Below are 21,582 nucleotides of genomic sequence, written 5' to 3'. Positions count from 1 at the left end.
ATTTCGCCTCAATTGTTAAAGCGGTTTGGGGCGATTTTCGTGCTGATCCTGGAAACAGTCGGGCGGGATATCTTTGTGAAATCTGCAACGGCCAGATGATTTGCCCGCCAATGTTTCCGAAACCGAGCCGGACGAAAAAACGACCCGGAAAACCCGGCCTTACTTGCGCCAAATTCCTGACACCTGACGCTTATCGGCGTCATATACTGGCCCATTTTGGGCTGTCTAACGATCCCTGTAGTGACGAGTGCCACGGCATTATGTCCCAGGGGAAACCTTGCTGGACAGAGTGAGTGGTTCGGGTGCCCGCCGGGATGAATGCGAGTTTGTTCCGGCGGATTATAACCCTTGGCCACTCCTGAACCCGCAGTAAACCTATGTGGACGGTTGATCCGGAGTTGTCGCGTCCGGTTGTCGTTTGACCTTTTCCCGCAATGTCTGAAACACGACGTATAAGGCAGGGATCACAAAGATCCCGACGGCTGCCGCTGCCAGCATCCCGCCTGCAACACCGGTACCAACCGCGCGCCTGCTCAGCATCGAAGCACCTTCGGCTGTGACCAGTGGGATAAGGCCCGCGATAAAGGCAAAGCTTGTCATCATCACCGCGCGAAACCGTGCGCTGGCGCCGGATATCGCGGCGTCGATAATCGAGAGGCCGGCGGCCCGTTTCGCCATGGCGAATTCCACGATAAGAATCGCGTTCTTGGCTGCAAGTGCAAGCAGCACAACCAACCCGATCTGGGCATAGATATTGAAAGGCAATCCGGTGACCAGCAAGGCAATCATCGCACCCAGAACGCCGAAAATGACCGACAACAGAACCGGAACCGGAATGGTCCAGCTTTCGTAAAGCGCGACCAGAAACAGATAGGCAAACAAAACGGCCAGCGCCAGAATGACTGTGGTTTGCCCAGAAGCCGCTTTTTCCTGAAGAGCGGTTCCGGTCCATTCGTAATCAAAGCCGGGTGGTGCATTGGCCGCCATGATCTGTTCCATCGCCGCAATCGCATCGCCCGAAGACGCGCCAGCAGCCGGATCACCGTTAATCGTGGCGGTCCGCACGTTGTTATAACGCTGCAATGACATCGGGCCGGTCGTGTATTCAACCGTCGCAAATGCAGATAACGGAACCATTTGGCCGGTGTTTGAACGGACGTGAATCCGGTTGATATCGTCTACGGCATCGCGGTTCTGTTCCTGCGCAATCACGCGCACCTGCCATGCCCGGCCGAACAGGTTGAAATCGTTGATGTAGAGGCCACCCAAAGACGCCTGCAAAGCCGAGAACACATCACTTACCTGAACACCCAGCGTATAAAGCCGCTTTCGATCGATATTCAGGAACAGTTGCGGGCTGTTGGCCGAAAAGGTTGTATAGACGCCGGACAGATCAGGATGCTGATTGGCAGCAACTGTCAGTCCGCGCGCCGTTGCGGCCAGATCGGCAGCACTGCGCCCTTGCAGATCGGTCAGCTGCATTTCGAAGCCTGAGCCGCTGCCCAGCCCGGCAATGGGTGGCAGGTTGAATGCGATCACCTGCGCTTCACGTATTGTACTGCCGCGAACAAGTGTCGATTGAATGGCGGAAAAAACCGATGTTTCGACTGTGGTACGCTCGGCAAACTCGTCCATCGAAACAAACGAAAAGGCCGCATTTGATTTTACGATGCCGTCAAGAATGGAGTAGCCGACAACGCTGGTCACGGTCTTGACGCCGGGAATTTCGCGGATCAGGTCTTCGACCTGGCGCTGGGCTGCGAATGTCCGGTTTACGGATGCGGATTCCGGCAATCTTGTTTCTACAATGTAAGATCCCTGATCTTCCGCGGGTAAAAACCCGGTTGGGATCTTGCCGAACAGAAGCCCGGTCATAACGCCTGCTCCGACCAGTAGCAGCACGCCCAATACAGCCCTGCGGGCAATGTGACCCGCCACATTTGCATAGCCGTCGCGCGCATTGTCGATGCGGTTTGAGATCCAGCCAAGGATACCTTTCTTGGGTCCGTGGTGCGGTTTTAACAAAATGGCACACAGGGCCGGTGACAAGGTCAGCGCGTTAATCGCCGAAATCACCATCGAGACAGATACAGCCACCGCGAATTGCTGGAACAGCTGGCCGGATATACCGGGAATAAAGGCGACCGGCACGAAAACCGACAACAGCACCAGCGTAATGGCAAGGATCGCACCGGTGATTTCGCCCATTGCGGCACTGGCCGCTTCGGCGGGGCTCATCCCGGGGTTTTCCTCCATCTTGGCCTCGACGGCCTCGACAACAACAATGGCGTCATCCACCACGATCCCGATGGCCAGTACCAGTGCAAGCAATGACACGGTGTTCAGCGAAAACCCCATCGCCATCATCACCGCAAAGGTACCAACCAATGCCACGGGCACGGCGACAAGAGGTACGATCGTGGCGCGCAAATTCCCCAGAAACAGGAATACGATCAGCACGACCAGAACGAACGCTTCGATCAAAGTGTGTTCAACCGCCAGAATGCTTTCTTCGACGAACACGGAATTGTCCGAAATGATATCGTATCCGATGCCGGACGGGAAATTCTGCGACAGCCGTTCCATCAGGTGCTTGGCGTCTTCGGCCGCATTCAGGGCATTGGAACCGGGGGCCAGATACATGCCGATCAGCGTGCCCGGCACACCGTCAAAGCTGGTGATGACGTCAGCGCTTTTTTCGCCCAGAATTACCGTGGCCACGTCGCCAATACGGATCACCGATCCGTCAGGGTTGGACCGAACGATGATTTCGGCGAATTCTTCGGCATCGGACAGGCGGCCGGTGGTCGTGATGTTCAATTGCAGACCTGGGTCTTCCGTCATCGGTTGCCCGCCAACGCGCCCTGCAGCCGCCTGAACGTTCTGGGTGCGCAGCGCTGCCGAGATATCATCAGGCACCAGCCCAAGGGCCGTCAGTCGGTCAATGTCCAGATTGATCTGCATGGCAAAATCGTCACTGCCAAAAAGCTTGGCATCGCCAACCCCTGCCACCCTTTTCAACTGATCAACAAGGTTGATGCGCGCGTAGTTGGTCAGCAAAGGACCGTCGACGCTTTCGTCTTTGGCGTAGAGCACGATACCCATCAGCAGCGATGTCGATTTGGAGGCCACACTGATCCCGGTGTTGCGCACATCAGCCGGCAGCAACGGTTCAGCCAATGCCACACGGTTCTGTACGTTGACAGTGGCGATGTCGGGGTCGGTGCCGACTGCAAAGCTGACGTTCAGCGTGTAACTGCCATCCGCGCCCGACGTGGATTTCATGTAAATCATGTCATCGACGCCAATGACCTTGTCTTCGATCACCTGCGCGACGGTTTGTTCCGTCACTTCGGCCCCGGCACCGGGATAAGATGCGGTCACGGTGACCTGCGGCGGAACGATATCGGGGAACTGTTCGACCGGCATCCGCGTCAGGGCGATAAGACCGGCCAGAAACATGACGATTGAAATGACGCCGGCAAAGCGGGGGCGCGCAATAAAGAGATCTGCCAGCATCGGACTATCCGTTGTCCGCAGTGGCCGCATCAACGACCATGCCGGGGCGCACCTTGTTGATGCCGTCTGTAACCACCTTTTCACCTGCGACCAGTCCGTCGGACACAATCGCCTTGCCCTGCGCAATCCGGTCAACTTCGACGCGCCGCTGTTGGGCAGTATTATCGTCGGCCACAACCAGAACAAATGCGCCTTGCAGATCGCGCTGGATGGCTTGTTGCGGCACCGTCAGGACTTCGGTTGCCTCGCCCGATGTCAGAACAACGCGAACAAGCTCTGTATCAAGAAGAACACCTTCCGGGTTGTCGAACCTGGCCCGGACGTTCACAGAGTCGGTTGCCGAATTGACAGCGCTGTCCACAAAATCGACGTCACCCATTCTTTCATAGGTATCCCCGTTTGCCAGGATCAAAGACACGACGGCCTCGTTGCTGGACTTGCCAGAAGCCACACGATCCAGATGCGCACGCAGATTGGCTGTCGATACCGGGAATTCTGCGTGTATCGGATCAAGCTTTGTGAGCGTCACCAGCGGCCCGCTTTCAAGCCCGACAAGTGCGCCTTCGTCCACTTGTGCAACGCCTAAACGCCCCGAAAAAGGCGCAACGACCTTGGTATAGGACAAATTCAGTCTTGCGGTATCAAGCGCGGCATTCAGGCGGATAACAGAACCCTCGGCCTGACCAAGCGCGGCTTCGGCACGATCCAGTTGTGTTTGTGCCGATGCTTCGCGTTCGACCAGAACCTGTTGTCTGTCGCGTTCAAGTTCTGCAAGTTTGCGCTCTGCTTCGGTCGAAACCAGTGATCCTTCGGCTTCTTTCACAGCGGCGGCGTAAAGTGTTTCTTCGATAAGAAACAGGACATCGCCTTCTGATACGATATCGCCCGGTTCAAACAGAACTTCCATCAGCGTTCCGCTGACACGTGCCCGCAGATCAACGCGCTGGTCTGCTTCCAGCCGCCCGTTGAACACAGCGCTTTCGTTCACGTTTTCAAGGATTGCCTGCGTTACAATGACGGCGGGCGGCGGGGGTTGTTGCGCATGTGCGGGAGCGCAAAGCAGGACAAGCGTAATTGTGCGAGCAAGTGTCTTTAGCATTCTGATTAAACGCCCCCGTGTTTTTTGTTGATTGGAATGCCTGACACATCCTTTCAATAACGGTAACGCCGCCAATCACGGGGCGCAACCTTCGTGGATGCGGACAGGTCCGGTATCTTGAAGCGTATCAAGCATGCAAAAATGGCACCGGCAAAGGAAGGCAGCGCCTTAGTAGCGCCGGTTCACAGTTGCTGATGCCAGTTTCCTTGCCTTTTGCCGTTCGCGCAAAAACACGAACAGGCCCGATCCCATGATCAGAAGCATGCCCAGCCAAACCTCCCACACCGGGATTTCGGCCCAGAAGACCCAGCCCCAGAAAACGGCCAGAAGCAGGCCGACATATTCAAACGGTGCGATCGTGGCAGCGTCGGCCATCCTGTACGCCTGACTGAGGCAATATCCGATGATCGCAGAGTTCACGCCAAGCCCGAGCATGACCCAGATATCATTGTCTGTGGGCCAGACCCAGGCCCGCAGAAGAAACTGCACACTGCTGTTTTCGGACCCTTGGGCAAAGCGCCCGTCGCCGGCGACGACGTAAAACAGGACCGACACAACAATAAACGTTGCCTGAATGTATAATGCCAGTGCCGAAGCCTTGGTCGTTCCGCCCAGTTTTCGTGTCAGGATCTGGTTGAACGCATATGTGATGGCGGACAAAACCGGCAACAAAAGCACGATGCGGCTTGCCATGAGATCATCTGATCCTTCCCATGGGCGCTGCATGACGATGACGCCCAAAAATCCGATGGCAACAGCGATGATCCGCAAAGGCCCGACTTTTTCACCCAGTATTGGAATGGACAAAAGGGTTATGAACAACGGCGCTGCAAAAAACAGGGCCGTTGCATCCGCCAGCGGCAAGGCGGCAAGTGCCACGAAAAATGTCATGTTGGCGATCACGATCAAAACACCGCGCAGCAGATGCAAGGCAGGTTGCTTTGTCTTCAAAATCGAAAGCCCGCCTTCGAACCGCACAAGGATCAGCGTGAACAGAATACCAATGCTGGATCGCGCGAAAACGATCTGGTGCAGGGGATAATCGCCAGACAACAGTTTAATCATCAGATCATTCAGCGAAATGCTGAGCATGCCGGCCAGAATGAAAGCAATGCCGACACTGGACTGATTTCTCAGGGCAGAGGTCAAATGAAGTTCCTACTTTGATTTGACTTCACCGCTAACACAGCGCTGGCTGGTGTCTATGCCTGTTTGCGACACCGGATCGAAACGTCGTTGGCGGCCATCCAAAGATGCATTAGAAAACAATGAGCACAGCGAGGAGACACATTATGCAGATGAGCGATCAGCGCGATATTCAGGCCCCCCCGGCCACAGTCTATGCGGCTTTGCTAAGTCCCGATGTGCTGATGGAATGTGTGCCCGGCGCGCAAGAGGTCACAGGATCGCCCGAAGACGGGTTCGAGGCGGTCGTGGTGCAAAAGGTTGGCCCCGTAAAAGCCACTTTCAAGGGTACTGTGGTTCTTTCGGAAATGGTTGAAAACACATCCCTGATCATTTCCGGAGAAGGCAAGGGCGGTGCCGCCGGGTTTGCCAAGGGCGGCGCAAATGTTCGTCTTGAACCGCTGGAAGACGGCGGCACGCGGCTGATTTACGATGTCGAAGCGAAGGTTGGCGGAAAGCTTGCGCAATTGGGCAGCAGGCTGATTGACGGATTTGCCAAGAAAATGGCCGATCAGTTTTTCACTCGGTTTCAGGAAGTGTTGGAAGGACCCGCAGAAGGTGCGGAAGACGGCGACGCAGCGCCCGAGGCCGAAAAGAAAGGCTGGATCAAACGGTTTACCAAACGTGGCTAAGACCTGCGCGGTTACGCAGGTCAGTCTGTGCAATTGCGCGGTATCCAATCGCGGGTTTGCCTTTTAGGGTTCGCGCAAACAACCAAGGCTTTCTGACTTCATGGCACCAGTGCTGGACATCCGCGACCTTCGCAAATCCTATGACGACGGGTTCGAAGCGCTAAAGGGCGTTAGCCTGCAGATCGAAAAGGGCGAAATCATCGCGCTGCTGGGACCAAACGGTGCTGGCAAGACGACGTTGATTTCTACCGTGTGTGGCATCACCACACCGACATCCGGCTCTGTCACGGTTGCCGGTCATGACATCATGACAGACTACCGCGCTGCGCGCGCGATGATCGGGCTGGTGCCGCAGGAAATCGCGCTTGAGCCTTTTGAAAAAGTGATCAACACGGTCCGATTTTCGCGCGGACTGTTCGGGAAGGCCCGCGATGATGCCATCCTTGAAAGGATATTGCGGCAATTGTCACTTTGGGACAAACGCAACAACCGCATCATGGAACTGTCGGGCGGTATGAAGCGCCGCGTGTTGATTGCCAAAGCGTTAAGCCATGAACCGGACATCCTGTTTCTGGATGAACCTACAGCCGGTGTTGATGTCGAACTGCGCAAGGACATGTGGGATATCGTTGCCGGTTTGAAAGCCAGCGGCGTTACGATCATCCTGACGACGCATTACATCGAAGAAGCCGAAGCCATCGCGGATCGCGTGGGTGTGATCAACAAGGGTGCCCTGCTTCTGGTGGAAGACAAAACCGCGTTGATGGCGCGAATGGGCCAGAAACGGCTGGTGATCCACATCCAGAACAAGACACCTGAAATACCCGCTGCCCTGTCGCATTACCAACTGGAACTGGGCGCTGACAAACTCAGCCTGATCTATACCTATGATACTAAGAGCGACCGGACAGGCATCACCAAGCTGCTGGCCGATCTGGCCGGCGCCGGTCTGGTTCTGCGCGATCTGCAAACCCAGCAAAGCAGTCTGGAAGACATATTCGTCAATCTTGTGCAGGAGGATGCGTCATCAACCTAACGGCTGTGAAAGCGATATATCTTTACGAAATGGCGCGCTTTTTCCGCACGCTGTTGCAAAGCTTCATTTCTCCTGTGATTTCAACATCGCTGTACTTTGTGGTTTTCGGGGCGGCGATCGGCAGCCGTATTCAGGAGGTCGAAGGTATCAGCTATGGGGCCTTTATCGTTCCCGGCCTTATCATGCTGTCGGTGATGACGCAGGCAATTTCAAACGCGTCCTTTGGTATCTATTTTCCGAAATTCATCGGCACGTTCTACGAATTGCTTTCGGCGCCGGTGAATTTTCTGGAAATTGTCATGGGCTATGTCGGGGCGGCTGCGACGAAATCGCTATTTATTGGTCTGGTCATTCTTGTCACGGCCGGATTTTTCATTGATCTGCAGATTGCACATCCGTTGGCGATGATCCTGTTTCTGGTACTGACCTGCCTGTCCTTTTCGTTGATGGGGTTCATTATCGGGATCTGGGCGGGCAATTTCGAACAGTTGCAGCTTGTCCCGTTGCTGATTGTCACCCCTTTGGTTTTCCTTGGCGGGTCGTTTTACTCGATCTCTATGCTGCCGCCGGTCTGGCAGACGATCACGCTGTTCAATCCGGTCGTGTACCTGATTTCGGGTTTTCGCTGGTCATTCTTTGGCACCGCAGACGTTCCCATCGGGTTAAGCCTGCTTGCGATTGCCGGGTTCACATTGCTTTGTCTGGCTGTCATCGGCTGGATTTTCAGAACCGGATGGCGGTTGCGCAAGTAAGCGGACGGGATCGTGCGGAACCGGACCTGCTTTCAAGTATTTTTGAAAAGATGAAGAACGATATTGCATCGCTGCCTTGTTTGTCGCTGCGCTGAAATATACATGGGCATACATGAGAGCACGGCTTCCCTTTATCAAATCGCACCCGACGGTCGCCGTCATCCGGTTGGCCGGTGCCATTGGAATGGCGGGGCGCGGATCGTTAAGCGATGCCGGCATGGCGCCGATCATCGAAAAGGCGTTTTCTCGCGGCAAGCCGGATGCGGTTGCGCTTGAAATCAATTCCCCCGGCGGATCACCGGTGCAGTCTTCCTTGATCGGGGCGCGTATCCGGCGCCTTGCGGAAGAAAAGAACATCCCCGTCTTTGCCTTTGTCGAAGATGTGGCCGCGTCGGGTGGGTATTGGCTGGCTGCTGCGGCGGATGAAATATGGGCCGACGACAGTTCGGTCATCGGATCGATCGGGGTGATTTCGGCGGGATTCGGGGCGCATGTGTTTCTGGCGCGGCAGGGCGTTGAACGCCGCGTTTATACCGCGGGAAAGTCGAAATCCATGCTCGACCCGTTCAGCCCGGAAAAACCGGAAGATGTGACACGGCTCAAAGAAATTCTGAACGATATCCACGGCACCTTTATCGCGCATATCAAAAGCCGCCGCGGCGACAAGCTTGACCAGAAAAAAGACCTGTTTACAGGTGAAATATGGGTGGGTCACAAGGCGCAAGAGGTCGGTTTGATTGACGGCATCGGCCATCTTCAACCCAAGATGAAAGAATGTTTTGGCGACAAGGTTCGCTTTCGTCGTTATGGCATACGCAAGCCCTTCCTGCAGAAATTCGGCCTGCAACTGACCCAGGACGCGCTGGCCGGACTGGAAGAACGCGCACAATATGCGCGGTTTGGGCTGTGACGTGATATTCAAGATCGTCATCCTGTTTCTGGTCTTTATGGGTGTATTGGCCATGTTCGGCAAAATCACCTTGCCGGGCCAGAAACGGCTGGCATCTGCCCGCTGCCGCCACTGTGGAAAATTCCGGATCGGCAAGGGGCCGTGTTCGTGCGGCCAGGGAAAAGGATAAGCTGTGATTGCCTGGCTTTTAGTAATCCTGGGCCTTGTTATCCTGCTGCTTGCCGGTGACGCGCTTGTTAAGGGCGCGGTGAATCTTAGTCTTCGATTGGGCGTGCCGGCGTTGATCGTCAGCCTGACTATCGTGGCCTTTGGTACATCCGCACCGGAATTGCTGATTTCGATCCAGGCGGTGCTGGACAATGCGCCGGGCATTGCGCTGGGCAATGTTGTTGGCTCGAACACGGCGAATGTGTTGCTGGTTCTGGGCATACCGGCGCTGTTGGCGACCTTGCACACAAGCGAATGCAACACGCGCAAGACATTCGGCTTTATGATCGCCTCGTCGCTTATATTTATAGCGCTGGCGTTTCGCGGTGTTTTCGACTGGATCAGCGGTTTGGTTCTGCTGTCGGTGCTGGCGCTGGTGCTGGGTGATGCATTTCGCGATGCGCGGGCCCACAAGACAGCCAATGACAGTATCGAGGCAGATGTCGAAGGTGCCGATCCGGATATGCCGTGGTGGAAGATCGCCGTTTTTCTGGTTCTGGGTCTGATCGGTCTTCCCTTGGGTGCTGATCTGCTGGTGGACAATGCAACCGTTATTGCGAAAACCTATGGCGTCAGCGACACCGTGATCGGCCTGACGCTGGTTGCCATCGGAACGTCATTGCCCGAACTGGCAACCACCGTGATGGCCGCGTTGCGCAGACAGGCTGATGTTGCGCTGGGCAACGTGATCGGGTCGAACATGTTCAATCTGCTGGCGATCATCGGAATAGCTTCGCTTGTCGGGCCGATCAGCGTGGATCCGGAGTTCCTTCGCTTTGATCTTTGGGTCATGCTGGCGGCATCGATCATGTTGATCCCGTTTGTCTACTGGCGGCGTGACATCACAAAGGCCTGGGGCATCGGCTTGACCGCACTTTATTTGGTCTATCTGACAGTGGTGTTGATCTAACGGATTGAAGGGGACGCACCGAGATGTCGATATGTTTGGTAACAGGTGCAGGCAGGCGGCTGGGACGCGCGATGGCGCTGTACATGGCGGGCCGCGGATATGATGTGGCCGTGCACTACGCAACGTCCCAAGCCGAGGCGCAATGCGTTGTTGACGAAATTCTGGCGATGGGCCGCAAGTCTGTCGCGATACAGGCTGACCTGCTTGACGAAAACGCCGTTCAGGCCCTGTTGCCTTCTGTGGTTGATGCGCTGGGCGGGCCGGTAACCTGCCTGATCAATAATGCGTCGATCTTTGAATATGACACGATTGAAACCGCGACCCGCTCAAGCTGGGATCGACATATGGAAAGCAATCTGCGCGCGCCCTTTGTGCTGACCCAGGCGATGGCAGCGCAAAACCTGGCAGCGCAGATGGACACACGGAACGAACCGGTTTCGGCCGGTCTTGTGGTCAACATGATTGATCAGCGGGTGCGCAAGCTGACGCCGGATTTCATGACATACACGCTGGCCAAAATGGGCCTCTGGGCGCTGACCCGTACAGCGGCGCAGGCGCTGGCCCCTGCCATCAGGGTCAACGCGATCGGGCCGGGGCCGACCTTAAAGGGCGCACGGCAAAGCGAGGCGCATTTTGATGCACAACGCCGTGCGACGGTTCTGAGCCGGGGCGCGGACGAGGGGGATATAACGACCGCTCTTGGATACCTTCTGGATGCACGATCAGTGACGGGGCAATTGATCTGTGTCGACGGCGGACAGCATCTTGGATGGCAGACACCGGACGTTCTGGGCGTTGAAATGTGATATTCCCCGTGCAAAGTTTTGCACGTGGGCGCAGTGATTTACAAAAATGTCACAAAAAGACCTTTGTTTTCAGCGCCTTGCTTAATGTTCATAAAAATATCATGTAAAAACAGTATGTTATTTGGCTGCCTAAATTTTAGGCAGTTCGGCGAAGCTACCAAAAAACAACGAAAATTTCCGGATCACCGAAAGATATCATCAGACTTATCCACAAGAAGCGGGGATGCCTTTGGCCTTGCAGTGGGCCAGTCAAGATTGCAGCCAGAGCCAGAGAATCATATCTGTTGATCATGACACAACCTGACAACAAAACGACGGCCCCAAATGTGACCGGTCATGCCTGTATTCAGTCCTATTTGAAGTCGCTGAGCAATGCGCCAGGGGTTTACAGAATGCTCGATGCGGACAGCCGGGTGCTGTATGTTGGTAAGGCGCGCAATCTGCGGGCCCGGGTTTCGAATTATGCGCGTCCCGGTGGCCATAGCAGCCGGATCGACAGGATGATCCGCGCCACAGCATCGATGATGTTTCTGACCACGAAAACCGAAACCGAAGCGTTGTTGCTGGAACAGAACCTGATCAAACAGTTGAAGCCCAAGTTCAACGTTCTGCTGCGTGATGACAAAAGTTTCCCCAATATTCTGGTCGCCAAGGACCATGCGTTTCCACAGATCAAAAAGCATCGTGGCGCAAAGAAAGAGAAGGGGGCGTATTACGGCCCCTTTGCCAGCGCGGGTGCGGTAAACCGGACGTTGAACCAGCTGCAAAAGGTTTTTCTGCTGCGCAATTGCACCGATACCGTGTTCGATGCGCGAACACGGCCCTGTCTTTTGTACCAGATCAAACGCTGTTCGGCACCATGTGTCGGCCATATCTCGGAACGGGATTATGCCGCTTCCGTGCGCGATGCAGAACGGTTCTTGTCCGGCAAGTCGACCGAGGTGCAGGAAACGCTGGCGACACAGATGGCGCAAGCGTCTGAAAACATGGAATACGAACGCGCTGCCGCAATACGGGATCGTATCCGTGCCCTGACACAGGTGCAGACCGCGCAAGGTATCAACCCGCGTGGCGTGCGCGAAGCGGATGTGATCGCCCTGCATCTGGAAGACGGGCAGGCCTGTGTTCAAGTGTTTTTCATTCGAGCCAACCAGAACTGGGGCAACCGCGATTTTTACCCGCGCGTGGGCGATGATGTCGATGCCGCCGAGGTTCTTGAGGCGTTTCTGGGCCAGTTTTACGATGGCAAGGAACCGCCCCGCCAACTGATCCTGTCCAACGAGATCGAAAGCCCCGATCTGATGACGAACGCGTTAAGCGAAAAGGCGGGGCGCAAGGTGGAACTGATCGTGCCCAAGCGCGGCGAAAAGGCCGAACTGGTAGACGGGGCGTTGCGCAACGCGCGCGAATCCCTGGGCCGCAAAATGGCTGAAACCGCAACCCAGAAAAAGCTATTGAAAGGCCTTGCCGAGGCGTTCGATCTGCCTGCACCGCCGGCCCGCATCGAAGTGTACGACAACAGCCATATTCAGGGTGCACATGCGGTCGGAGCGATGATTGTTGCAGGGCCGGAGGGTTTCATGAAAAACCAGTATCGCAAGTTCAACATTCGCGGAGAAGACCTTACCCCCGGCGATGATTTCGGCATGATGAAAGAGGTTCTGACCCGAAGGTTCAAGCGCCTGATCAAGGAAGACCCTGATCGCAGCAAAGGCATGTGGCCGGATCTGTTGCTGATCGATGGTGGTGCCGGACAGGTTAGCGCGGTGCAATCGATCATGCGGGCGCATTCTGTGCAGGATATTCCGATGGTCGGTGTCGCAAAGGGGGTGGACCGCGACGCCGGTAAAGAGGAATTTTACCGTACGGGTCAGCGCCCCTTCGCCCTGCGCCACAATGATCCGGTGCTGTATTACGTGCAGCGCATGCGTGACGAAGCGCACCGGTTTGCCATTGGTACCCACCGTGCAAAGCGGTCAAAGGCGATTGGTGCAACGCCGTTGGACGAAGTGCCGGGCGTTGGCGCCACGCGCAAACGGGCCTTGCTGGCGCATTTCGGATCGGCCAAGGCCGTTGCGCGGGCAAATCTGGCTGATCTGAAAGCGGTTGATGGTGTTTCTGACGCTTTGGCCGAAACCATTTACGGGTTTTTTCATGAACGTGGCTAGCGTTTGAGCAGCGTCATTGGGTTATGACAGCTGCCGCTGTAAAAACAGTCCATGCTGACTGTTGTGATCATACTGGTTTGCCTGATCCCGTGCGGATTGTTGCTTTGGCGTTTGTCTGATGTTCTGGCTGAACGAAACGCCTGGACGCGGCTTGCGGACCTGTCGAATGGTGCTGCGGTTGCCTTTGATCCGAAGACCGTCAAAGACCTGCCTGACCCCGCGCGGCGGTTTTTTCTTTATACATTTTCAGAAGGGGCAAGTCTGCACCGCAACACTGTTCTGACGATGACGGGGGAATTGTCATTGGGCCGCAAGGATGCGCCGGATTACCGCCCGATGCAGGCGCGACAGATACTTGCGCCGCCATATGGTTTGGTGTGGAGGTTGAAATTTGGCGCGATCAGCGGGTCGGATGTGTTGCTTCCGGAAACATCGTGGACACGGTTCTGGGTCTTTCATCTGTTGCCTGTGGTGCGGGTCGGGCGCGCACGCGATCATCAGTTGTCCGCCTTTGGCCGCCTGATCGCTGAAAGCGCATTCTGGGCTCCGGCGGCGCTTTTGCCGGGTAAGGATATCACGTGGGAACCTGTTGATGATCAGATTGCGCGTGCGATCTGTCATTTTCAGGGATTTGAGCAATCTGTTGAAATTACCGTCGATCCCGATGGACGCCCCAGCCACGTCGTGATTGACCGATGGAGCAATGAAAACCCCGAACACCTTTTCCGCAGGCAGCCCTTTGGCGGAACCCTGTCCTGTTTCCGCGATTTTGATGGTGTGCGGTTGCCCACATATGTGGAAGGCGGAAACCATTTCGGAACTGAAGACTATTTTCCATTCTACAAGGCACGCATCTTGTCAGTTTCGTTTGACGCAACCGGTCCGAAATCTGGCGCCGGTTCGAGCGCAACTTAGCGGATGACAAACGACGCCCGCCAACCGCACCCGATTTTTGGTGTGGAAAGCGCCTGAGCCTTGCGTTCATTCTTTCCCCTGCGACTTTGGCGATGTAGGGTTTTTTCATGAAATGGACTTTGCCAAATATTCTGACCGTTCTGCGGTTGCTGGCCGCGCCGGGTATCGCGGTTATGTTTTTATATTTTACAAGACCTTATGCAGACTGGTTTGCGCTTATCCTGTTCGTCAGCGCAGCAATAACAGACTGGTTTGACGGGTATCTTGCACGGGCCTGGCGGCAGGAAACCAAGCTGGGAGCGATGCTGGATCCCATTGCGGACAAGGCAATGGTTGTCATCGCCTTGATGGTCATTGTCGGCTATTCGTCAATGTCGCCCTGGCTTGTGCTGCCTGCCACGGTGATCCTTTTTCGTGAAGTGTTCGTTTCTGGCCTGCGCGAGTATCTGGGCGATACGGCAGGCACATTGAAAGTCACCAGTCTGGCCAAATGGAAAACCACCCTGCAGATGATCGCGATCTCGGTGCTTTTTGCGCAGGGCATATTCGAACATTATCTGGGCATGTCCGTCTGGGGGATGGAGCCAAACATGATTCAGGATATTCTGTCCGGCAAAGCCGCTGATTTGCAGGGCTTGCGCTGGAAACTTGCCGGAATGGAATGGGCAGGACGCATTGGGCTGTGGCTTTTGTGGCTGGCCGCCGGGCTTACACTGTTGACCGGAGTGGACTATCTTAAAAAGGCCTTGCCGCATTTGAAGGAGCAACGCTGATGGATATTCTTTATTTCGCATGGGTGCGCGAACGGATCGGCGTCCCCAAGGAAACGTTTGAAACCAAGGCGGCCACTGTGGCCGATCTGGTTGATGAACTGCGCGCGCGCGAGGGGCGCTATGATGTGGCGTTTTCTGATCTCAGCGCCTTGCGGGTTGCTGTGGATCAGGAACTGGCAGATTTTGACGCCCCGATTGGGAACGCTTCGGAAGTGGCGTTTTTTCCGCCCATGACAGGTGGGTAAACGATGCAGGTGCGGGTACAGTCAGAACCGTTTGACGCCGGTGCAGAGCTGAACGCATTTGCGACAGGGCGGCATGATCTGGGCGCGATTGTCACGTTTTCGGGCATTGTGCGCGATACTGCCGAAGGCGGCCTGCGCGGTATGGACATCGAACATTACCCGGGCATGACGGAACGGGCGCTGCAAAAGATTGCACAAGACGCGGCCGAACGATGGTCTTTGGGCGACGTTCTTGTCATTCACCGCTACGGCCCGCTGGCAGCAGGGGATATCATCATGATGGTTGCAACCGCTGCCCGACACCGCAAAGACGCGTTCGAAGCCGCCGAATACCTGATGGATTACCTGAAATCACGTGCGCCGTTCTGGAAAAAGGAACAGACCGCGGAAGGTTCCGATTGGGTGCAGTCGAAAGATGAAGACGAAAAGGCCCTGACCCGCTGGTAGCGCTTTACCCTGTCGGGGCATTCATCCGTTCGATATAGCCGCGCATTTCTTCGGCTTCGTGGCGTGCATCACGCAATCCATCCATTGCAGCGCGCAGTTCCGCCTCGGTCTGACTTAGCTGATTGGTCAGTTCTGCTTCGCGTTGTTGCAGATACGTGATGGCCTGATCGCGGGTTTCTTCGGCTTCGTGCAGTTCCTGACTCATCTTTTCCAGTTCACCGACATCGCTTTGGCTCACGCGGGTGAACCGGTGGATCAGCCAATTGGCAAACCAGCCCATACAGAACGCGACAAAAAGAACGATCGCCGTTGCAATAATGAATTCTGTTCTGCTCACACGCCTGTCCCTATTCAGTTTCGCCGTTTTCCGGCGTTATTTCTTCTTCCGTGCGTTCCAGCCCTGTGGGCTGTTCTGCTTTTGCCGGGGCCGGGCGGATCAGTTTGAATTCGATCCGGCGGTTGGTTTCCCGACCTTCTTCGGTCCCATTATCCGCGATTGGTAAAGTTTCGCCATACCCTTTCGCAGAAAAAGATGATGTTAATACCCGCCGGGCGCGCAGTTCGTCCAGAACCGACTGGGCGCGTTCCTGACTTAGCTGCTGGTTCATTTCCTCGCGGCCCTGACTGTCTGTATGACCCTGAATTTCGATTTTCATGTCACCGCATTTTTTCAGAACTTCCGCAATGTCATCCATTGTCTCAAGCGCGGCGGCGTTCATTTGCGACGATCCCGGTTCGAAATCGATTTTGGCAACATCGATGATCGCCTTGATCTCGGCTTCGCATTCGTCGGGCGTTGGGGCGCTGGCCACGGGATCCAGCTTTTTCTGGTACGCGACATCGATCTTGAAATCTTCTGCGGCCCCCAGTTTCTCAGCCAGCAAACTGGCAATCGCAGCATTTGCATCAGGGTTGCCTGTGTTCCCCTGTACCTGAATGCTGTCCGGGGTCACGGTGACATATCCATTGCTAAGAAAGCTCAGGGCTTCCAGCCCGGTCAGAACGCGCAGCGGCCAGTTTGGCGGAAGATCGGAAACGATCCGCGCCGCCGTATACACCCGGGCCGACCCGAATCTGGCCTGGGCGTAGCTGTCGGCGACACTGCGCAGGTTTTCATCGCTCAGCCGGCCCCGAAGCTGAACCAGCCCTTCGGGGCTCAGCGTGGCTGTAAACTCCGGCGGGCCCTGGTTCTGCCCGGTTTCGGGAACTGGCAGCACGGCATGCAATGCAAACACATCCGGAAGAGCGGCCTCAAGCTCTCCGACCACACGGTCAAAAATGTCTTGATCCGTGCCTTCAATCGCGATCAGGGCGACATCGGCATCCGAAAACGTCACCGAACCGCCACCCAGTTCGGCAATTGCGGAAATGGATTGAACCGCGGCCTTTGACCAATTCGGCGAAGGAACCCCCATGCCGATCGTGCAGCCTGTGTTTTCGCCCAGACCTGCAATTCTTGCTGCCGCCAGAATGCGATCTGCCGATGCTTCGGTGTCTGCCGAACAGGCATCAAAACGTGCGCCGTCCGCGTCCAGCACAAAGCGCAATGTGAACGGGGTGATGACAGGGCGCGGCGCTGATATCGCAACAACCAGCTGAATTCCGGGCGGTGCCGCGCGGGTCAGAGTGTCTTCAACCTTTTGCTTGGCCTCGGCGCTGTCGGTCATCGCCGTGATTGAAACACGCCCCGCCGTGACCGACACTTTTGATCTCGGCAGGTCTTTCAAGGCTGTCAGCGAAAATCCCAGCGCTTCCTCCCATCCATCGGGCACGCTGTAATCGGCGGTTTCAAGAAGGTCGGTGACATCGCCGTTTCCGGCCATCTTTTGCAGGCGTTCAACGATGGCTGCGCGATCCGTTGCTGACGGGATCAGGCCGATGATCGAAATGCCGCGATCATTGCGCAGCACTTCGACAGAGAACCGCGGCGGGGCCAGATCGGCCACTGCCTTGACTTCCATGTTGTCGATGATCCGGGCCGCATCAACAACACTGCCTGCCGCGCTAAGCGCCTTGAACCGAACCGCTTCGGATGGTGCGACACCTGACAGCGTAACCTGCAATCCGTCTGCCTGTACTTCAGCCCAGGGCATTCCCTCGGCGTCCAGTGTATCACGCACCCCGATTTCGGAATTGTCTTCAATCAGCGTTACCGAAAACCCGGCCGCCACAAGGCTTATTACTGCGGCACCGACAAACGTGGCGATAACAATGAAAAGTGCGGAAAGACGCATCGATAACAGGCTCGACCTTGTTGCTTTCAGGTTTGATACGCCGATGGGGCAGGGTATTCAATCACGTCAGCAGGGCTGCGCAGAAAAACACCAGCGGGATCATGCCAGTGTCCCTGTTGGCGCGAAACAGGCGCAGCAATTTGGCGTTGTCATGTATGTCCAGCCCGCGCAATTGCCATGTCATGTGCCATCCCATGGCCCATGGCCCCCCCAGCGCAATCGCCATTCCCAGAACATTTGCACTGTCGATGGCGGAATAGATCACGGCAATTCCCATCAATCCGACCGTCGCCATCAGGAATCGGCGCAACCATGGCGCGGTGTTTTCAGCGAACAGGCGTGCCGTTGATTTGATTCCGATCAGTGCGTCGTCTTCGGTGTCCTGATGGGCGTAAATCGTGTCGTAAAACAATGTCCACGCGATACCGGCCAGATAGAGAACGACGGCGGGTGCCCCCAGCGATCCGGTATGTGCGGTCCATGCCAGCAGCGCCCCCCAGTTGAACGCCAGACCCAGAAAAACCTGCGGCCACCACGTAAAGCGTTTTGCAAACGGATAGATCGCGACCGGCAAAAGCGCGAGCACGCCAAGGGCGATGGCCGCCGTATTGAACGTCAGCAGAATGCAAAACGCCAGCAATGCCTGTGCGATCATCCAGATGGCCGCCTGTCGGGTGCTGACCTGCCCGGACGGGATCGGGCGGGATCGCGTGCGTTCCACCTGAGCATCAAAATCACGGTCAGTAATATCGTTCCAGGTACACCCCGCGCCGCGCATCAGCCACGCACCCAGGGCGCATCCCAGCGCAATCCACGCATCATGCCAACCGGCCTTGCCGTCAAACAGCATCGCAAGCGTCAGACCCCACCAGCACGGGATCAGCAACAGCCACGTGCCAATCGGCCTGTCGGCGCGGCTGAGGCGCAGATAGGGGCGGGCCGGCGCGGGTGCGTAAAGGTCTACCCAGTTGCCTTTGACAGCATCTGCAACCTGTCCATCTGGTGTTGGCGCATCACCTTGCATATGTATCAGCCTATGAATGCAAAAATCAGGCTTTATGTAGAGCACCCGTTGGGGGTGGGGCAATCGGTTCCTTTGGGGCGCGATGCTGCACATTATCTTTTTGGCGTCATGCGACAGGCGGTCGGGGCCGCTGTTCTTGTATTCAACGGAAAAGATGGTGAATGGCTGGCAGAGGTCAGCGAAGCGTCAAAGCGCAGTGGTGTCTTGAGTGTGCGACACCAGACGCGTCCTTTGCAGATGCCACCAGACCTATGGCTGCTGTTTGCCCCGATCAAAAAGGCGCGTACCGATTTCATCGTGGAAAAAGCTGCCGAAATGGGGGCGGCGCGCATTGTTCCGGTGCAGACTGAATTTACCAATGCAGGCCGCATTCAGCAGGACCGGCTGCAGGCGCACGCGGTGGAGGCCGCCGAACAATGCGGCGGAACCTATGTTCCCGAGGTGACGGGCCTGCACAAACTGGATCGTCTGCTGGCCGATTGGCCGCAGGATCGCCAGTTGATGTTCTGTGATGAAGCCGAAGCAGGCGGGCGGTTGAACCTGCCGATAAGCGAACGCGGGCCCTGGGCCATCCTGATCGGGCCCGAAGGCGGGTTTTCCGAAGCGGAACGAAAACGGCTGCGCGCCTTGCCGTTTTCGCACTCGATTTCACTGGGTCCGCTTGTTTTGCGCGCGGATACGGCGGCGGTGGCCGCAATGACCCTTTGGCAACACACCCTGGGGGACTGGACATGAGCCTGATACGGCCGGCCGCGCGGCAGGTGCTGTGGCGATTGCGCGAGGTTCTGGTGGGGATCGGGCTGATTGCACTGGGCCTTTACTGGATCGTTGGCACCTACGGCATCTTGCAGATCGTCGGCTATGTCACGGGCGCCGTCGGGGTAGGGCTGGTCGTTCTGGGCCTGCAACGCGCACGGTTTCGCGTGGGCAGTGGCGGACCGGGTGTTGTGCAGGTGGACGAAGGCCAGATCACCTATTTCGGCCCCCTGTCCGGCGGCGCGATCGCACTGGCCGATCTGGAGCGTGTGACACTTGATCATGCCAACACACCGGCCCACTGGATACTGGAACAACCCGGCCAGCCGCCGGTTTACATTCCCCTGAATGCGGAGGGCGCAGAAACTCTATTCGATGCATTCTCGACCCTTCCGGGATTGCGCACCGAACGGATGCTGGGCGAGCTGAAGGGCAAAAAAGCTCATGCAGTTGTGATCTGGGAGAAGACACCATTGCGCCCAAGCGTGGCCCGGCTGCATTGACACCCTGACGGTTTCCACGCAGGACTGCCCCGAACGCTTTTTCAGATTGGAGCACGCGCATGTCCATTCCTCAGTCCGGCGGTGGCCCGATCGAACATCATGACCAGTTGGCCGAGTATCTGGCCGACGGGTGCAAACCCAAAGAAGACTGGCGCATCGGCACCGAACACGAAAAATTCGGTTATTGCAAAGACACGCTGAAACCTTTGCCGTTCGAAGGCAAAAGATCGATTCTGGCGGTGTTGGAAGGATTGCGCGACCGTCACGGCTGGTCCGAGGTGCGCGAGGCGGGCCACTTGATCGGTCTTGAAAAAGACGGTGCGAATGTGTCGCTGGAACCGGGCGGCCAACTGGAACTGTCGGGCGCGCCGTTGGAAACCATTCACGAAACCTGCGACGAGGTGAACACCCACCTGCGCGAGGTCAAGGATATCGCGGACGAGGTCGGCGTCGGATTCATCGGCCTTGGCGCAGCGCCGATCTGGACGCATGACGACATGCCGCTGATGCCAAAGGGCCGCTATGCCCTGATGAACGAATACATGCAGCATGTGGGCACGATGGGCCGGGCAATGATGCGCCGCACCTGCACGGTGCAGGTGAACCTTGATTTCGGATCCGAGGCGGACATGGTGCAGAAGTTGCGTGTGTCCCTTGCGTTGCAACCTGTGGCAACTGCACTGTTTGCCAATTCGCCTTTCTTTGAAGGCAAACTCAACGGCTACAAATCATGGCGCAGCTATGTCTGGCGCAATCTTGATGATTCTCGCACCGGCATGCTGCCTTTCGTGTTCGAAGACGGCTTCGGGTTTGAACGCTGGGTGCAATACGCGCTCGATGTGCCGATGTATTTTGTGTATCGCGATGGCAAATATATCGATGCGCTGGGCCTATCGTTCCGTGATTTCCTCAAGGGCGAATTGTCGGCGCTTCCGGGTGAAACGCCGACCCTGTCGGATTGGGCCGATCACCTGACCACGGCCTTTCCCGAAGCGCGGATCAAGAAATTCATTGAAATGCGCGGGGCTGATGGCGGTCCCTGGCGGCGGTTGTGTGCGCTGCCAGCCTTCTGGACCGGTTTGATGTATGATCAGACCGCGTTGGATGGTGCTTGGGATCTGGTCAAGGGCTGGGATGCTGAAACACGCGAAGAACTGCGTGTTGCCGCCGGACGCGACGGATTGCAGGCGCAGGTTGGCAGCCTCAAGATGCACGATCTGGCGCGCGAAGTCGTGGCGCTGTCCGAAGCGGGACTGAAAGCGCGCGGGCGCAGCGGCGCGGGCGGCATGGTGCCGGATGAAACCCACTTTCTGAACACGCTGAAAGAAAGCATCGAGTCGGGGAAAGTGCCTGCCGACGAATTGCTGGACAAATACAACGGTGAATGGGGCGGGAATCTGACCCGTATTTATCAGGAATATTCGTACTGAAGCTGCGGGCGGTTTCAGCATATTGTGCATT

21 protein-coding genes are annotated in these 21,582 nt (G+C 56.5%); 15 read left to right on the top strand and 6 right to left on the bottom strand.

All coding sequences use genetic code 11. The annotated features are described in order from the left end of the window. Positions 1-375: 375 nt before the first annotated feature. From C1J05_RS18570 to C1J05_RS18560, 3 genes are all read right to left on the bottom strand, one after another. A complete protein-coding gene (locus C1J05_RS18570; RefSeq protein ID WP_114872440.1) occupies positions 376-3,519 on the bottom strand; it encodes an efflux RND transporter permease subunit in 3,144 nt (1,047 codons plus the stop codon). Positions 3,520-3,523: 4 nt separating this feature from the next. Continuing rightward, the gene (locus C1J05_RS18565) at positions 3,524-4,618 is read right to left on the bottom strand and encodes an efflux RND transporter periplasmic adaptor subunit (protein ID WP_162798133.1); all 1,095 of its coding nucleotides are present in this window, start codon (positions 4,616-4,618) and stop codon (positions 3,524-3,526) included. 168 nt (positions 4,619-4,786) lie between these two features. Further along, positions 4,787-5,710: a DMT family transporter gene (locus C1J05_RS18560; protein ID WP_441351695.1), complete on the bottom strand. Its 924-nt coding sequence runs from the start codon at positions 5,708-5,710 to the stop codon at positions 4,787-4,789. A gap of 200 nt (positions 5,711-5,910) precedes the next feature. Here C1J05_RS18560 and C1J05_RS18555 point away from each other — a divergent pair, with 200 nt between their 5' ends. The 12 genes from C1J05_RS18555 (at position 5,911) to C1J05_RS18500 (ending at position 15,604) form a co-directional block, all read left to right on the top strand. Then, on the top strand, positions 5,911-6,435 hold the full coding sequence (locus tag C1J05_RS18555) for a CoxG family protein (protein WP_114871555.1): 525 nt from the start codon (positions 5,911-5,913) through the stop codon (positions 6,433-6,435). A 100-nt stretch (positions 6,436-6,535) separates the two neighbouring features. After that, positions 6,536-7,471 (top strand): ABC transporter ATP-binding protein, encoded by a 936-nt coding sequence (locus C1J05_RS18550; protein ID WP_114871554.1) that lies wholly within the window; start codon positions 6,536-6,538, stop codon positions 7,469-7,471. After that, complete coding sequence (locus tag C1J05_RS18545; protein WP_114871553.1) at positions 7,462-8,223, top strand: ABC transporter permease; 762 nt, start codon at positions 7,462-7,464, stop codon at positions 8,221-8,223. Before C1J05_RS18550 ends, C1J05_RS18545 begins: the two co-directional genes overlap by 10 nt. Positions 8,224-8,335: 112 nt before the next feature. Then, the gene (locus C1J05_RS18540; RefSeq protein WP_114871552.1) at positions 8,336-9,133 is read left to right on the top strand and encodes a S49 family peptidase; all 798 of its coding nucleotides are present in this window, start codon (positions 8,336-8,338) and stop codon (positions 9,131-9,133) included. Continuing rightward, a complete protein-coding gene (locus C1J05_RS21960) occupies positions 9,114-9,302 on the top strand; it encodes a hypothetical protein (protein WP_114871551.1) in 189 nt (62 codons plus the stop codon). Before C1J05_RS18540 ends, C1J05_RS21960 begins: the two co-directional genes overlap by 20 nt. A 3-nt stretch (positions 9,303-9,305) precedes the next feature. Continuing rightward, positions 9,306-10,250 carry a calcium/sodium antiporter gene (locus tag C1J05_RS18530; RefSeq protein ID WP_114871550.1) on the top strand — a complete coding sequence of 315 codons (945 nt, stop codon included), beginning with the start codon at positions 9,306-9,308 and terminating at the stop codon, positions 10,248-10,250. A gap of 23 nt (positions 10,251-10,273) precedes the next feature. After that, positions 10,274-11,056, top strand: coding sequence for an SDR family oxidoreductase (locus tag C1J05_RS18525; protein ID WP_114871549.1), 783 nt, complete (start codon positions 10,274-10,276; stop codon positions 11,054-11,056). Positions 11,057-11,346: 290 nt separating this feature from the next. Then, positions 11,347-13,224 carry an excinuclease ABC subunit UvrC gene (uvrC, locus tag C1J05_RS18520; RefSeq protein WP_114871548.1) on the top strand — a complete coding sequence of 626 codons (1,878 nt, stop codon included), beginning with the start codon at positions 11,347-11,349 and terminating at the stop codon, positions 13,222-13,224. 51 nt (positions 13,225-13,275) lie between these two features. Then, positions 13,276-14,139 (top strand): DUF6544 family protein, encoded by an 864-nt coding sequence (locus C1J05_RS18515; RefSeq protein ID WP_114871547.1) that lies wholly within the window; start codon positions 13,276-13,278, stop codon positions 14,137-14,139. A gap of 107 nt (positions 14,140-14,246) precedes the next feature. Further along, entirely contained in the window at positions 14,247-14,912 is a 666-nt protein-coding gene (gene pgsA / locus C1J05_RS18510) for a CDP-diacylglycerol--glycerol-3-phosphate 3-phosphatidyltransferase (RefSeq protein ID WP_114871546.1), read from the top strand. Continuing rightward, a complete protein-coding gene (gene moaD, locus C1J05_RS18505; protein WP_114871545.1) occupies positions 14,912-15,157 on the top strand; it encodes a molybdopterin converting factor subunit 1 in 246 nt (81 codons plus the stop codon). The genes pgsA and moaD overlap by 1 nt, the downstream gene beginning before the upstream one ends. A gap of 3 nt (positions 15,158-15,160) precedes the next feature. Continuing rightward, positions 15,161-15,604, top strand: coding sequence for a molybdenum cofactor biosynthesis protein MoaE (locus C1J05_RS18500; protein WP_114871544.1), 444 nt, complete (start codon positions 15,161-15,163; stop codon positions 15,602-15,604). A gap of 4 nt (positions 15,605-15,608) precedes the next feature. On the opposite strand, the gene C1J05_RS18495 is transcribed toward C1J05_RS18500, so the two are convergent. The 3 genes from C1J05_RS18495 to ubiA form a co-directional block, all read right to left on the bottom strand. After that, the gene (locus C1J05_RS18495) at positions 15,609-15,941 is read right to left on the bottom strand and encodes a hypothetical protein (RefSeq protein WP_114871543.1); all 333 of its coding nucleotides are present in this window, start codon (positions 15,939-15,941) and stop codon (positions 15,609-15,611) included. A gap of 10 nt (positions 15,942-15,951) precedes the next feature. Further along, the gene (locus tag C1J05_RS18490) at positions 15,952-17,838 is read right to left on the bottom strand and encodes an OmpA family protein (protein WP_114871542.1); all 1,887 of its coding nucleotides are present in this window, start codon (positions 17,836-17,838) and stop codon (positions 15,952-15,954) included. 61 nt (positions 17,839-17,899) lie between these two features. After that, positions 17,900-18,862, bottom strand: coding sequence for a 4-hydroxybenzoate octaprenyltransferase (gene ubiA, locus C1J05_RS18485; protein WP_114871541.1), 963 nt, complete (start codon positions 18,860-18,862; stop codon positions 17,900-17,902). 12 nt (positions 18,863-18,874) lie between these two features. Between ubiA and C1J05_RS18480 the strand changes: the two genes are divergently transcribed. The 3 genes from C1J05_RS18480 to C1J05_RS18470 are packed head-to-tail and all read left to right on the top strand — an operon-like array spanning position 18,875 to position 21,551. Continuing rightward, on the top strand, positions 18,875-19,597 hold the full coding sequence (locus C1J05_RS18480) for a 16S rRNA (uracil(1498)-N(3))-methyltransferase (protein ID WP_114871540.1): 723 nt from the start codon (positions 18,875-18,877) through the stop codon (positions 19,595-19,597). Next, positions 19,594-20,121 (top strand): hypothetical protein, encoded by a 528-nt coding sequence (locus tag C1J05_RS18475; RefSeq protein WP_114871539.1) that lies wholly within the window; start codon positions 19,594-19,596, stop codon positions 20,119-20,121. Before C1J05_RS18480 ends, C1J05_RS18475 begins: the two co-directional genes overlap by 4 nt. 59 nt (positions 20,122-20,180) lie before the next feature. Next, positions 20,181-21,551, top strand: a complete 1,371-nt coding sequence (locus tag C1J05_RS18470) for a glutamate--cysteine ligase (protein ID WP_114871538.1) — start codon at positions 20,181-20,183, stop codon at positions 21,549-21,551. The last annotated feature ends 31 nt before the right edge of the window (positions 21,552-21,582 follow it).

It is taken from the genome of Sulfitobacter sp. JL08 (assembly GCF_003352045.1).
Classification (GTDB): Bacteria; Pseudomonadota; Alphaproteobacteria; order Rhodobacterales; family Rhodobacteraceae; genus JL08.
The sequence above is the reverse complement of the archived record's forward strand: the minus strand, read 5'-3'. Positions and strand labels throughout refer to the sequence as shown.

What these genes read in the sequence shown, in the direction of transcription:
- C1J05_RS18570 (WP_114872440.1), bottom strand. Translation starts at nt 3,519, where the DNA reads ATGCTGGCAGATCTCTTTATTGCGCGCCCCCGCTTTGCCGGCGTCATT.
- C1J05_RS18565 (WP_162798133.1), bottom strand. Translation starts at nt 4,618, where the DNA reads ATGCTAAAGACACTTGCTCGCACAATTACGCTTGTCCTGCTTTGCGCT.
- C1J05_RS18560 (WP_441351695.1), bottom strand. Translation starts at nt 5,710, where the DNA reads ATGCTCAGCATTTCGCTGAATGATCTGATGATTAAACTGTTGTCTGGC.
- C1J05_RS18555 (WP_114871555.1), top strand. Translation starts at nt 5,911, where the DNA reads ATGCAGATGAGCGATCAGCGCGATATTCAGGCCCCCCCGGCCACAGTC.
- C1J05_RS18550 (WP_114871554.1), top strand. Translation starts at nt 6,536, where the DNA reads ATGGCACCAGTGCTGGACATCCGCGACCTTCGCAAATCCTATGACGAC.
- C1J05_RS18540 (WP_114871552.1), top strand. Translation starts at nt 8,336, where the DNA reads ATGAGAGCACGGCTTCCCTTTATCAAATCGCACCCGACGGTCGCCGTC.
- C1J05_RS21960 (WP_114871551.1), top strand. Translation starts at nt 9,114, where the DNA reads ATGCGCGGTTTGGGCTGTGACGTGATATTCAAGATCGTCATCCTGTTT.
- C1J05_RS18525 (WP_114871549.1), top strand. Translation starts at nt 10,274, where the DNA reads ATGTCGATATGTTTGGTAACAGGTGCAGGCAGGCGGCTGGGACGCGCG.
- uvrC (WP_114871548.1), top strand. Translation starts at nt 11,347, where the DNA reads ATGACACAACCTGACAACAAAACGACGGCCCCAAATGTGACCGGTCAT.
- C1J05_RS18515 (WP_114871547.1), top strand. Translation starts at nt 13,276, where the DNA reads ATGCTGACTGTTGTGATCATACTGGTTTGCCTGATCCCGTGCGGATTG.
- pgsA (WP_114871546.1), top strand. Translation starts at nt 14,247, where the DNA reads ATGAAATGGACTTTGCCAAATATTCTGACCGTTCTGCGGTTGCTGGCC.
- moaD (WP_114871545.1), top strand. Translation starts at nt 14,912, where the DNA reads ATGGATATTCTTTATTTCGCATGGGTGCGCGAACGGATCGGCGTCCCC.
- C1J05_RS18500 (WP_114871544.1), top strand. Translation starts at nt 15,161, where the DNA reads ATGCAGGTGCGGGTACAGTCAGAACCGTTTGACGCCGGTGCAGAGCTG.
- C1J05_RS18490 (WP_114871542.1), bottom strand. Translation starts at nt 17,838, where the DNA reads ATGCGTCTTTCCGCACTTTTCATTGTTATCGCCACGTTTGTCGGTGCC.
- ubiA (WP_114871541.1), bottom strand. Translation starts at nt 18,862, where the DNA reads ATGCAAGGTGATGCGCCAACACCAGATGGACAGGTTGCAGATGCTGTC.
- C1J05_RS18480 (WP_114871540.1), top strand. Translation starts at nt 18,875, where the DNA reads ATGAATGCAAAAATCAGGCTTTATGTAGAGCACCCGTTGGGGGTGGGG.
- C1J05_RS18475 (WP_114871539.1), top strand. Translation starts at nt 19,594, where the DNA reads ATGAGCCTGATACGGCCGGCCGCGCGGCAGGTGCTGTGGCGATTGCGC.
- C1J05_RS18470 (WP_114871538.1), top strand. Translation starts at nt 20,181, where the DNA reads ATGTCCATTCCTCAGTCCGGCGGTGGCCCGATCGAACATCATGACCAG.